We start from the raw sequence: 12,291 nt of genomic DNA, 5'->3' as shown, positions 1-12,291 counted from the left end.
GCCCAGTGCAGCTCAATCGGCATCCATGCCGATTGCCCCCCGAATCAGCGCCAGAACTCAGCCTTCACCCAGTCGCAATCGGCGGTGTCCGCACTATCGCGTAAAAAAAGCACAGCAGTGCCGCTGTCTCACTGGATAGCCAGATGACTTGTGTATATCGATTAACGCTGGAGCGTGGGAGCGATCATCACTGTCCGGATCAGGCCAGCGCATTCAGCGTCTCAAGCAGTACGCGCACCTTGGTGAAGGTCTCCTGATATTCCGCTTCGCATTCGGAGTCTGCGACGATGCCGCCGCCGCCCCAGCAGGACACCTGTCCGTCCTTGACCAGCAGGCTGCGAATGGCGATTGAGCTGTCCATCTGCCCGCGCACGTCCATGTACATCAGTGAACCGCAATAGATGCTTCGCCGCGTGGGCTCCAGTTCGTCGATGATCTGCATGGCCCGGATCTTCGGCGCGCCGGTGATCGAGCCGCCGGGGAAGCTGCCTGCGATCAGGTCCAGCGAATCATGGTCTGCCGCCAGTTCGCCGGTCACGCTGCTCACCAGATGATGCACGTTGGGGTAGCTTTCAAGGCTGAACAGTTGCGGGACTTTCACTGAGCCGATTCGGCAACTGCGTCCCAGGTCATTGCGCAGCAGGTCGACGATCATCAGGTTCTCGGCTTGATCCTTTTCGCTGTGCAGCAGTTGCCCGGCGAGTTCGGCGTCCTGTGCCGGGTCTTTGCCACGCGGCCGGGTGCCTTTGATCGGCCGGGTTTCGACCTGCCGGTCGCTGACCTTCACGAAACGCTCGGGTGACAGGCTCAGGATCGCGTCGTTATCCGGCAAGGCCATGAAGCCTGCGAACGGCGTCGGGCAAGCCGAACGTAGAGCCCGGTAGGCTTGCCACGGATCGCCCGAGCAAGGTGCCTGAAATCGCTGGGTGAGGTTGACCTGATAGCAGTCGCCTGCCTGGATATAGTCCTGAATCCGCTCAAACGCTTGCTGGTAATCGCTGGCGCTGATGCTGGCGGCAAAAGGCCGTTGCAGCGAGAACGTTGTCACGGCGGGCACCGACTTGCCTTCGAAGCGTTCGATCAGACGCGCGCGCTCGGCCTCGGCCATGACCGGATGAAAGATCAGTTGACTGGTCTGCGCCTGATGATCACTGATCAAGGCCCAGCCATAGAGTCCCAAGCGTGCATCGGGCAGTTGCAGGTCGTCGATGGCCTGACCTGGCAGAGGTTCAAGTCGCCGCCCGAAATCATAGCTCAGGTAGCCGATAAGCCCGCCTGCGAAGGGCAGCGCGCAGCCTTCCGGCAGGCTGGCACTGCCCAGTGCCGCGAGGCTCGCGCGCAGTCGTTCGATGTAGGCGCTGCCGGTTTCCTGCGTCCCGACTGTCAGCTCCTGCAAGGGCCAGGCGCTAAGCAGGTCAAAGCGACCCCGATCGGCTACGGGTCTTCCGCTGTCGAGCAGGATCGCGCCCGGTGCCTGGCGAATGCGTGAGAAATACTCGGCCGGGTCGGCGCTGTAGGGCAGGGGATGAATCAGGCAGGTGGGCATATCTAAACGTCAGTAGTGAGGCGCGGCCGGGGATTGTAGTCCTGTGGACTGTCGCCTCCTAGGGGTATGTCGGGATTGGGCAGAGACTGATCGTTCTCAGGCGCCGGGTACATGGCCGAACAGCGCCTGTACGAACTCGACCCGTTCCTGAGGCGTTTCCTGCCGGCCTTCCAGCGCCAACTGCTCGATGCGCGCCTCGACCGCCTGAGTGCGGTGTGTCAGGCCGCTGTCATTGGCGATCTGAATGTTCAGACCGGGGCGGGCATTAAGCTCAAGGATCAGTGGTCCCTTGTCCTGATCGAGCACCATGTCAACGCCGATGTAGCCCAGCCCGCACAGCTCATAGCATTCGGCCGAGAGTTTCATGAAGCCGTCCCAGTTGGGCAACTGCACGCCGTCCACCGAGTTGGTGGTGTCTGGGTGTTTACTGATGATGCTGTTCAGCCAGGTGCCTTGCAGGGTGATGCCCGTTGCCAGGTCAACACCCACGCCGATGGCGCCCTGGTGCAGGTTGGCCTTGCCGCCCGACTGACGGGTAGGCAGGCGCAACATGGCCATGACCGGGTATCCCATCAGCACGATGATGCGTATGTCCGGCACGCCTTCGTAGCTGATGCTCTTGAAGATCGGGTCCGGCGTGACGCGGTATTCGATCAATGCGCGGTCGCGGTGTCCACCCAGCGAATACAGGCCGGTCAGGATACTGGACACCTGATGCTCGATTTCCGACTTGCTGATGATGCGCCCGGACACTGTGCGATAACGGTCTTCGAAACGGTCGGCGATCACCAGGATGCCGTCGCCGCCTGCGCCCTGTGCCGGTTTGATCACGAAATCGCTGCGTCCGCCGATGATCTCGTCGAGCTGGTCGATTTCCTTTTCGGTCGAAATCACGCCATACATTTCCGGCACATGAATGCCGGCCGCGATGGCGCGTTCCTTGGTGATGATCTTGTCATCGACAATCGGGTACAGGCTGCGCTTGTTGTACTTGAGCACGTAATCGGCGTTTCGCCGATTGATGCCCATGATCCCGCGCGCTTCCAGCGCCTTCCAGGTTTTCCACCAGCCGATCACTTGGCCTGTTCCTCTTTCAGGAAGGCCTTGAAGCGCATCAGTTCTGTCAGGCGGTAGCCACGGTATCTGCCCATCGCCAGCATGAAACCGACCAGCACCAGCAACACCGCGGGGAAGGTGAACACAAAATAGGTCAGCTCCGGCACGCTCATGATCAGGTGCGCCAGGGACGCCGCGAACAGCGTACCGATGGCCACTTTCATGGCGTGGCTGGCGCCGCGTTCTTCCCAGGTGATCGACAGGCGTTCAATAGTCATGGTCAGGATCACCATCGGGAACAGCGCCACCGACAGGCCGCGTTCCAGCCCCAATTTATGGCTGAACAGGCTGATGGCGGCGATCAGTACCACCACGAAGGTCAGTACCACCGACAGGCGCGGTAGCATCTGCAGCTTCAAGTGCTCAAGGTAGGAGCGCAGCGACAGACCGAGCGCGGTGATCACCGTAAACAGCGCAATACCGAAGCCCAACTGGGTTTCGCGGAAGGCCAGGGCAATCAGTACCGGCGTAAACGTACCCAGCGTCTGCAAGCCGATCAGGTTGCGCAGAATCAGGATAACCAGCACGCCAATCGGGATCATGACCATGATCATGAACGTCTGCTGGGTCTGCAGTGGCAGGCCGTACAACGAATAGGCAAGGAAGTCGGAATCAGTGCTGGCGTCGGTCAGTTTGGCCAGACGCATGGCATTCATTTCGCTGTTGTTCAGGCTGAAGGTAACCTGCACCTTCTTGCCACCTTCGACCGTGACCAGATTCTCGTCACCGGTCCACCACAGCAGGCGATCGTCCGGCAAACCGGCTTCACCGGTGTCCGGGTTGAAATACAGCCATTCCTTGCCATTGAAACTGCGCAGCCACAGTTCAGGCGTTTGCGGCTGACCGGCGTCCAGGCGAATGGTGTGAGCCTTTTCCATCGGCACGTGGGCGATGGACAGCAGCAATTCAGTGACCTGGGCTTTCTTGCCGGCAGACGTATCGCCCGCCAGCAGAAGCTTGACGTTGTCGTCGTTCAGGTTGTTGACGCGCTTGATGGCCTCGGTGATGAAGGTCTCGACATCGGCCGAGTGCTGGCGAATCGGGGCGAGCAGGGCCTCGGCCGCGATTTTCTCAGGGCCTTCCACAGGCAGGCTGTCGCGGAAGATCGGGCCTTTGACCTTGGGTTTCTCGCCGCTGTAGCGCTTGGTCAGCACCAGTCGGTAATACAGGGTCTGATTGCCGGTGGCACGACGGGTCGACCAGGTGACCCGGCGATTGCCGTCGCCACGGTTGACACTGACGCCGTAGTTGTTGGAGATGAAGCTTTCATTGAGGCTGATGTAGTCGTGCGCCAGAGGCGGCACGAACATCTGGATCTTGACCGAGTCCTTGGGGTTGGCAACAAATTCGACCTTGGCATCGATGTTCCACAGGTCGTCGGTTTCGTCTTCGGTCACCGGAATGCCGAGCGCCAGTATCTGATAGGCCGTGATTGCGATGCCAAGCGTGACGAGCACCGTGATCAGGATTTTCAGATGGAGCGTAAGAGAGCGCATGTATTTACTCTGCGTTTTGAGCGACGGAAGCGCAGCCAGGCTTCCCTGCCGCATATTTAAGACTTGGATCGACCAGCGCATCGAAGTGTTTCAAGGCTTCGGAGCCGATCAAAAGCGGGTATTGGAAAGCACTTCGGTCGGTCAAGTTCACTTCTATGGTGCGTAAAACTTCACCCATGCAGACCGACAGGCTGATGACTGGGCGAGCGGTGTACTTTTTTTCGTCATCCGGGTCACGGTCATCGGCGCGGCGCTTGATCTTGCTGACCCGCGCCAGCGGTCGTTCTATAGGGTGCGCATGGCTGTCGTCGATGGCCAGATAGAAACGTACCCAGCTTTCGCCATTGCGTTTGAAGTGCTTGATGTCGCGCGCGCTCAATGAAGCCGTCTTGGCACCAGTATCCAGCTTTGCGGCGACCTCAAGGTCAATATCAGCGAGTCGCGCGTACTCGTTCAGGCCGTAGACAGTCTTGTTGGCTGCAACGCTGAAGGCAGGCAGAAGCAAAAGGCAAAACAGAGTGGTGAGGGAATCAAGTCTCATAAATCCTGGCGCAATGAGCGCAAAACTTCAGGGTCAGGGCTCAAACGGGATGGGCCTGATGACGAAAAAAACAGGGTTGCAGGCTGGAATCCGGGGCCGGGCAGCGCTGAATAAATGTGGCGCGCAGTCTAGCATGAAGCCTTGCTGCTGCCAGTTTTGTGACAGCGTCCGGCAACCTTCGCTAGTCTGTGAAAAACTTCCGTTTATTAGACGATTGTCGACAATCGCTCGTTTTTCTTTGACGGATTGCATGCGTATGGCTAGATTTAGCGCTATTGAAATTCAAGGTGTCGACAATGTTAGGTGCGCTTGAAGAAGTTACAGTGTTGGCAGACGATTCGGAAACCCTTTCCGAGCACGTCTTTCGGCGTATTCAGGCGGCCATCGTCAAAGGCGAGATCGCGCCCGGCAGCAAGATTTCCGAGCCGGAACTGGCCCGTACCTATGGCATCAGCCGTGGCCCGCTGCGCGAAGCGATTCATCGTCTCGAAGGCCAGCGTCTGGTGGTCCGCGTGCCGCATGTCGGCGCCCGCGTGGTCTCCCTGAGCCACGCCGAAATGATCGAGCTGTACGAAATCCGCGAATCCCTTGAAGGCATGGCCTGTCGGCTGGCGGCCGAACGCATGACGAGCGAGGAGATCGACGAGTTGCGTCGGGTACTGGATACCCACGAGCGCGACGCTGCGTTTCAGGCCGGTGTCGGCTATTACCAGCAGGAAGGCGATTTCGACTTTCACTACCGGATCATTCAGGGCAGCGGCAACCGCACCCTCAGCCAGATGCTCTGTGGCGAGCTGTATCAGCTTGTCCGCATGTACCGCATCCAGTTTTCGACCACGCCGAACCGACCCCGCCAGGCCTTTGCCGAGCATCACCGCATTCTCGACGCGATTGCCGAACGCGATGGCGAGCTGGCTGAATTATTGATGCGCCGCCATATCGGTGCGTCCAGACGCAACATCGAGCGCCATTATCAGGCGGCTACCGACCGAGGTGAATCATGAGTCGCGACACCACAACTCCCGGGCAGCGTTTTCGTGACGCGGTTATCAGCGAACAGCCGTTGCAGGTGGTTGGCGCAATCAATGCCAATCATGCGCTGCTGGCCAAACGTGCCGGGTTCAAGGCGATTTATCTGTCCGGTGGCGGAGTGGCTGCAGGCTCGCTGGGTATTCCGGACCTGGGCATTACCGGGCTTGAAGATGTGCTGATCGATGTGCGACGCATCACCGATGTCTGTGACCTGCCGCTGCTGGTCGATGTCGACACCGGTTTTGGTTCGTCGGCATTCAACGTGGCGCGTACCGTGCGTTCGATGATCAAGGCCGGTGCGGCCGCCATTCACATCGAAGATCAGGTCGGCGCCAAGCGTTGCGGGCATCGTCCGAACAAGGAAATCGTGTCGCAGCAGGAGATGGTCGACCGCATCAAGGCCGCCGTCGATACCCGCACCGACGACAGTTTTGTGATTATGGCGCGCACCGATGCGCTGGCGGTCGAAGGTCTTGAGTCGGCCTTGGAGCGCGCTGCTGCCTGCATCGAAGCCGGTGCGGACATGATCTTCCCGGAAGCGATCACCGAGCTTGCCATGTACAAGCAGTTCGCCAACCGCGCCGGTGTGCCGATCCTGGCCAACATCACCGAGTTCGGTGCCACGCCGTTGTTTACCGTGGACGAGCTGCGCGACGCTGATGTATCGCTGGTGCTCTATCCTCTTTCGGCATTCCGCGCCATGAACAAGGCGGCGGAAAATGTCTACGGCGCGATCCGCCGCGACGGCACGCAACAGAATGTGATCGACACCATGCAGACCCGAATGGAGCTGTACGACGCCATCGATTACCACACCTTCGAGCGCAAGCTCGACGCGCTGTTTGCGCAGAAGAAAGGCTGAAAAAAAGCCCGCTGATCGTTCCCACGCTCTTGCGTGGTAACGCCGCCCAGGACGCTCAGCGTCCGCTCTCGAGTGTGTCGTGGCGCACGAGCGGGATATTCACATGATCATTCCCGACAATTTCAAGAACTGGAGAATGCAATGGCTGAAGCAAAAGTATTGAGCGGCGCAGGTCTGCGGGGCCAGGTCGCCGGACAGACTGCCCTGTCCACCGTCGGCATGGCAGGCGCTGGCCTGACCTATCGTGGCTATGACGTTCGCGAGCTGGCCGCCGAAGCGCGCTTCGAAGAAGTCGCCTATCTGCTGCTCTACGGCGAGCTGCCGACCCGGATGCAACTGACTGCCTACATGCAACGCTTCAAGGAAATGCGCGAACTGCCCCAGGCCCTGAAAGAAGTACTTGAGCGCATACCCGCCGACACCCACCCGATGGACGTGATGCGCACCGGGGCCTCGATGCTCGGCACCCTGGAGCCGGAGCGCAGCTTCGAGCAGCAGCGTGATTCCACCGACCGTCTGCTGGCAGCCTTTCCGGCGATCATGTGCTACTGGTACCGCTTCAGCCATGAAGGCAAGCGCATCGACTGCATCACGAACGAAGACTCCATCGGCGGGCATTTCCTGCACCTGCTGCTGGACAAGATGCCCAGCGAACTGCACCGCAAGGTCATGGACGTGTCACTGATCCTGTACGCCGAGCACGAATTCAACGCTTCGACGTTTACCGCGCGTGTCTGCGCATCGACCCTGTCCGACCTGTATTCCTGCATCACGGCGGCGATCGGCACGCTGCGCGGTCCGTTGCATGGCGGTGCCAACGAGGCGGCCATGGAGATGATCCAGCGTTTCGGCTCGGCCGAAGAGGCGACCCAGGGCACGCTGGGCATGCTGGAGCGCAAGGAGAAGATCATGGGCTTCGGCCATGCGATCTACAAGGAATCCGACCCGCGCAACGAGGTGATCAAGGGCTGGTCGAAAAAGCTCGCCGATGAGGTGGGTGACACTGTGTTATTCCCTGTGTCCGAGGCCATCGACAAGGTCATGTGGGAACAGAAGAAGCTGTTTCCCAACGCGGACTTCTACCACGCGTCGGCGTACCACTTCATGGGCATTCCGACCAAGCTGTTCACGCCGATCTTCGTCTGCTCGCGCCTGACGGGCTGGGCGGCGCATGTCTTCGAACAGCGCAGCAACAACCGCATCATTCGTCCGAGCGCCGAGTACACCGGCGTCGAGCAGCGCAGCTTCGTGCCCATCGAGCAACGCTGAGCCAGGTGGGCAGGGGAGCCGTCCATGAGCTTCCCGCCTGCTTTTCGAAACCTGATTTAGCCGCTATGAACCGAGCCCAGCAATGAACAGTGAATTTCGCAAACCGCTTCCCGGCACCCGGCTGGACTACTTTGATGCACATGCAGCCATCGAAGCCCTCAAGCCCGGTGCATACGCCACCTTGCCTTACACCTCACGCGTGCTGGCCGAGAATCTGGTACGTCGCTGTGATCCGGCGACCCTGAATGCGTCGCTGACTCAGTTGATCGAGCGCCGCCGCGACCTGGATTTTCCATGGTTTCCGGCGCGTGTGGTGTGCCACGACATCCTGGGTCAGACCGCGCTGGTCGACCTCGCAGGCCTGCGCGACGCCATCGCGTCCCAGGGCGGCGACCCTGCGCTGGTCAATCCGGTGGTGCCGGTGCAACTGATCGTCGATCACTCGCTGGCCGTTGAGTGCGGCGGCAATGATCCGCAGGCATTCGAGAAGAACCGCGCCATCGAGGATCGCCGCAACGAAGACCGTTTCCACTTCATCGACTGGACCAAGCAGGCGTTCAAGAACGTCGAAGTGATCCCGCCCGGCAACGGCATCATGCACCAGATCAATCTCGAAAAAATGTCGCCGGTGGTTCAGGTACTCGATGGTGTGGCGTTTCCCGACACGCTGGTCGGCACCGACAGCCACACGCCGCACGTCGATGCGCTCGGCGTGATTGCTATCGGCGTGGGCGGCCTTGAAGCGGAAAACGTGATGCTGGGTCGCGCGTCCTGGATGCGCCTGCCGGACATCATCGGCGTCGAACTGACCGGTCGCCGTCAGCCCGGCATTACCGCTACCGACGTGGTATTGGCCCTGACCGAATACCTGCGCCAGCAGAAAGTGGTGGGCGCGTACCTGGAGTTCTACGGCGAAGGCGCGGCCAGCCTGACCCTGGGCGACCGGGCGACGATTTCCAACATGGCGCCTGAGTACGGTGCCACGGCCGCGATGTTCTCCATTGACGCGCAGACCATCGATTACCTGCGTCTGACCGGCCGCGAGGATGAGCAGGTCAAGCTGGTGGAGCTGTACGCCAGGCACACCGGATTGTGGTCCGACAGCCTTGAACAGGTGGAATACGAGCGCGTGCTGAGCTTCGATCTGTCCAGCGTGGTGCGCAACATGGCCGGGCCGTCGAATCCGCATGCGCGTGTGGCCACGTCGGATCTGGCTGCCAGAGGTATCGCAGGACAATGGGATGAAGTGCCGGGGCAGATGCCCGATGGCGCGGTGATCATCGCCGCGATCACCAGTTGCACCAACACCAGCAACCCGCGCAACGTGATCGCCGCAGGTCTGCTGGCACGTAACGCCAACCGGCTGGGGCTGACTCGCAAGCCCTGGGTGAAGTCTTCGCTGGCGCCCGGTTCGAAAACCGTGGCGTTGTATCTGGACGCTGCCGGGCTGACCACGGAGCTTGAGCAACTGGGTTTCGGCGTGGTGGCGTTTGCCTGCACCACCTGCAACGGCATGTCCGGCGCGCTGGATCCGGCCATCCAGCAGGAAATCATCGACCGCGATCTGTACGCGACTGCTGTACTGTCCGGTAACCGCAACTTCGACGGACGTATCCATCCTTACGCCAAACAGGCATTTCTCGCCTCGCCGCCGCTGGTTGTGGCCTACGCGATTGCAGGTACGATCCGGTTCGATATCGAGAAGGATGTGCTGGGCGTTGTCGAGGGTAAAGAGATCCGCCTGATGGACCTCTGGCCGGGCGACGAAGAAATCGACGCCGTGGTGCAGGCTTCGGTCAAGCCGGAGCAGTTCCGCCAGGTCTACATCCCGATGTTCGCCATCGAAGAACATACCGGTCCCAAGGTCGAGCCGCTGTACGACTGGCGCCCGATGAGTACTTACATCCGCCGTCCGCCTTACTGGGAAGGCGCGCTGGCCGGAGAGCGCACGCTCAAGGGCATGCGCCCGCTGGCGGTGCTGCCGGACAACATCACCACCGATCACCTGTCGCCGTCCAACGCGATCATGCTCAACAGTGCCGCCGGTGAATACCTGGCGAAAATGGGCGTGCCGGAAGAAGATTTCAACTCTTATGCCACCCACCGCGGCGATCACCTGACCGCCCAGCGCGCCACGTTCGCCAATCCGCAACTGGTCAACGAGATGGCAGTCGTCGAGGGCAAGGTCAAGAAGGGCTCGCTGACCCGGATCGAGCCGGAAGGCCAGGTCACGCGCATGTGGGAGGCCATCGAAACCTACATGGCGCGCAAACAGCCGCTGATCATCATTGCCGGTGCCGACTACGGTCAGGGCTCGTCCCGTGACTGGGCGGCCAAAGGCGTGCGGCTGGCAGGCGTTGAGGCGATTGCGGCCGAAGGTTTCGAACGTATCCATCGCACCAATCTGGTCGGTATGGGCGTGTTGCCGCTGGAGTTCAAACCGGGCACCAACCGACTGACGCTAGGCATCGACGGCAGCGAAACCTACGACGTCATTGGCCAGCGTACGCCGCGAGCTACCCTGACGCTGGTGATCACTCGCAAGAACGGCGAGCGCCTGGAAGTGCCGGTGACCTGTCGTCTGGACACCGGCGAAGAACTTTCCATTTATGAGGCGGGCGGCGTGCTGCAACGCTTTGCCCAGGACTTCCTCGAAGCGACTGTGTCTTGAAATCAGAGCAGCGCTGATCGTGCCCATCGCTCTACGCTCGTCGTTAGCGCGATGGCATGAACACCCCCGAATCAGTGTCAGGACGAAGGAACCCCGGCGAAGCCGGGGCCGGAACCGGAGCAAAGGACTTTGGCTACTTTGGTCCCTCAAAGTAGCGCGCCGTAAGGGCGCAAAGGTGACCTGAGCCAAGCGCTCGGCTCACTGAGTCCGCAATCTGTGCCATGTGTGACGCGGAGCGTCACGGGAGGCATGCCCACGCGGAGTGATGGGCACGATCAGTGTTGAGGCAGACGTGTGTATAACGATCAGCGCAGAACATGGGAGCGATCGATGACCAGGACAGGAACAGACATGACTCATTTACCGCAAATCCGAATCCCCGCCACCTATATGCGTGGCGGTACCAGCAAGGGTGTGTTCTTCAACCTGCTTGACCTGCCCGAAGCTGCGCAGGTTCCAGGTCCGGCAAGAGACGCACTGCTGCTGCGCGTGATCGGCAGTCCCGATCCGTATGAGAAACAGATCGATGGCATGGGCGGGGCGACGTCCAGCACCAGCAAGACCGTGATCCTGTCGCGCTCCGACAAGGCCGATCACGATGTCGATTATCTGTTCGGTCAGGTGTCCATCGACAAACCGTTCGTGGATTGGAGCGGCAACTGCGGCAATCTCTCGGCAGCGGTCGGTTCGTTCGCGATTCTCAGCGGTCTGGTGGATGCCAGTCGCATTCCGCAGGACGGCATTGCCACGGTGCGCATCTGGCAGGCCAACATTGGCAAGACCATCATCGCCCACGTGCCGGTCAGTAAAGGCGAGGTGCAGGAAACCGGCGACTTCGAGCTGGACGGCGTCACCTTCCCCGCAGCCGAGGTGCAACTGGAGTTTCTCGACCCGGCAGCGGACGAAGAGGGTGCCGGAGGTTCGATGTTTCCCACCGGCAAACTGATAGACGATCTGGAAGTGCCGGGTGTCGGCACGTTGAAGGCAACCCTGATCAACGCGGGCATTCCGACCATTTTCATCAACGCCGCCGATATCGGTTACACCGGCACCGAGCTGCAGGGCGACATCAATGGCAGCCCTGAAGCACTGGCGAAGCTGGAAACCATTCGGGCATACGGCGCTGTGCGCATGGGACTGATCGGGCATGTCGATGAAGCAGCCCGTCGGCAGCACACGCCGAAGGTCGCTTTCGTCGCGCCACCGTCCGGCTACGTGTCGTCCAGCGGCAAGCCGGTCGCGACGCAGGATATCGATCTACTGGTGCGTGCCGTGTCCATGGGCAAGCTGCACCACGCGATGATGGGCACTGCCGCTGTGGCGATTGGCACGGCGGCTGCCATTCCGGGCACACTGGTGAATCTGGCGGCGGGCGGCGAAACCCGCAGCGCGGTGCGGTTCGGCCATCCCTCTGGCACTTTACGGGTGGGCGCCGAGGCGCATCAGCAAGAGGGCGAATGGAAAGTCACCAAGGCCATCATGAGCCGCAGCGCCAGAGTGTTGATGGAAGGCTGGGTGCGTGTGCCGCAGGCCTAGTGCGCTCGGTCGTGCCAATGCGCCGCGTTGGCACCCAGCCCGGGACGCTCCGCGTCCCACGAAAAAAGCGCGCCCATGCGGAGCGCTCGTCGTTATACACAAGTCATCTGGCTATTCAGAGATACAGCGGCACTGATGCGCTTTTTTACCGCGATGTCATGAACACCGCAGATCGCGACGTGGGTGAAGGCTGAGTCCTGGCGCTGATTCGGGGGGCAATCG

9 protein-coding genes are annotated in these 12,291 nt (G+C 60.7%); 5 read left to right on the top strand and 4 right to left on the bottom strand.

Going from position 1 to position 12,291, the window contains the following annotated elements; translation table 11 throughout:
- Positions 1–199: 199 nt before the first annotated feature.
- From pabB to rloA, 4 genes are all read right to left on the bottom strand, one after another.
- On the bottom strand, positions 200–1,546 hold the full coding sequence (gene pabB, locus AO065_RS21920) for an aminodeoxychorismate synthase component I (RefSeq protein ID WP_004888365.1): 1,347 nt from the start codon (positions 1,544–1,546) through the stop codon (positions 200–202).
- A 96-nt stretch (positions 1,547–1,642) separates the two neighbouring features.
- Complete coding sequence (locus AO065_RS21915) at positions 1,643–2,620, bottom strand: alpha-L-glutamate ligase-like protein (protein ID WP_161627595.1); 978 nt, start codon at positions 2,618–2,620, stop codon at positions 1,643–1,645.
- Positions 2,620–4,158, bottom strand: coding sequence for an osmotic stress tolerance membrane protein RloB (gene rloB / locus AO065_RS21910; RefSeq protein WP_004888361.1), 1,539 nt, complete (start codon positions 4,156–4,158; stop codon positions 2,620–2,622). The genes AO065_RS21915 and rloB overlap by 1 nt, the downstream gene beginning before the upstream one ends.
- A 4-nt stretch (positions 4,159–4,162) precedes the next feature.
- Positions 4,163–4,699: a retropepsin-like aspartic peptidase RloA gene (gene rloA, locus AO065_RS21905; protein WP_004888359.1), complete on the bottom strand. Its 537-nt coding sequence runs from the start codon at positions 4,697–4,699 to the stop codon at positions 4,163–4,165.
- Positions 4,700–4,995: 296 nt separating this feature from the next.
- On the opposite strand from rloA, the gene AO065_RS21900 reads away from it, so the two are divergent.
- From AO065_RS21900 to prpF, 5 genes are all read left to right on the top strand, one after another.
- Positions 4,996–5,703 (top strand): GntR family transcriptional regulator, encoded by a 708-nt coding sequence (locus AO065_RS21900; protein ID WP_004888357.1) that lies wholly within the window; start codon positions 4,996–4,998, stop codon positions 5,701–5,703.
- Complete coding sequence (gene prpB, locus AO065_RS21895; protein WP_004888355.1) at positions 5,700–6,593, top strand: methylisocitrate lyase; 894 nt, start codon at positions 5,700–5,702, stop codon at positions 6,591–6,593. Before AO065_RS21900 ends, prpB begins: the two co-directional genes overlap by 4 nt.
- Before the next feature lie 141 nt (positions 6,594–6,734).
- Complete coding sequence (prpC, locus tag AO065_RS21890) at positions 6,735–7,862, top strand: bifunctional 2-methylcitrate synthase/citrate synthase (RefSeq protein WP_004888352.1); 1,128 nt, start codon at positions 6,735–6,737, stop codon at positions 7,860–7,862.
- An 82-nt stretch (positions 7,863–7,944) separates the two neighbouring features.
- Positions 7,945–10,533 (top strand): Fe/S-dependent 2-methylisocitrate dehydratase AcnD, encoded by a 2,589-nt coding sequence (acnD, locus tag AO065_RS21885; protein ID WP_004888350.1) that lies wholly within the window; start codon positions 7,945–7,947, stop codon positions 10,531–10,533.
- A 351-nt stretch (positions 10,534–10,884) separates the two neighbouring features.
- A complete protein-coding gene (gene prpF / locus AO065_RS21880) occupies positions 10,885–12,069 on the top strand; it encodes a 2-methylaconitate cis-trans isomerase PrpF (RefSeq protein ID WP_004888347.1) in 1,185 nt (394 codons plus the stop codon).
- The last annotated feature ends 222 nt before the right edge of the window (positions 12,070–12,291 follow it).

Source organism: Pseudomonas viridiflava (genome assembly GCF_001642795.1).
Lineage (GTDB): Bacteria > Pseudomonadota > Gammaproteobacteria > Pseudomonadales > Pseudomonadaceae > Aquipseudomonas > Aquipseudomonas viridiflava.
Note: the sequence above shows the minus strand (reverse complement) of the source record. Positions and strands in the feature narration are given on the sequence as shown.

Excerpts from the sequence above, each read along its gene's own strand:
- pabB (WP_004888365.1), bottom strand. The coding sequence starts at position 1,546 with ATGCCCACCTGCCTGATTCATCCCCTGCCCTACAGCGCCGACCCGGCC.
- rloB (WP_004888361.1), bottom strand. The coding sequence starts at position 4,158 with ATGCGCTCTCTTACGCTCCATCTGAAAATCCTGATCACGGTGCTCGTC.
- rloA (WP_004888359.1), bottom strand. The coding sequence starts at position 4,699 with ATGAGACTTGATTCCCTCACCACTCTGTTTTGCCTTTTGCTTCTGCCT.
- AO065_RS21900 (WP_004888357.1), top strand. The coding sequence starts at position 4,996 with ATGTTAGGTGCGCTTGAAGAAGTTACAGTGTTGGCAGACGATTCGGAA.
- prpB (WP_004888355.1), top strand. The coding sequence starts at position 5,700 with ATGAGTCGCGACACCACAACTCCCGGGCAGCGTTTTCGTGACGCGGTT.
- prpC (WP_004888352.1), top strand. The coding sequence starts at position 6,735 with ATGGCTGAAGCAAAAGTATTGAGCGGCGCAGGTCTGCGGGGCCAGGTC.
- acnD (WP_004888350.1), top strand. The coding sequence starts at position 7,945 with ATGAACAGTGAATTTCGCAAACCGCTTCCCGGCACCCGGCTGGACTAC.
- prpF (WP_004888347.1), top strand. The coding sequence starts at position 10,885 with ATGACTCATTTACCGCAAATCCGAATCCCCGCCACCTATATGCGTGGC.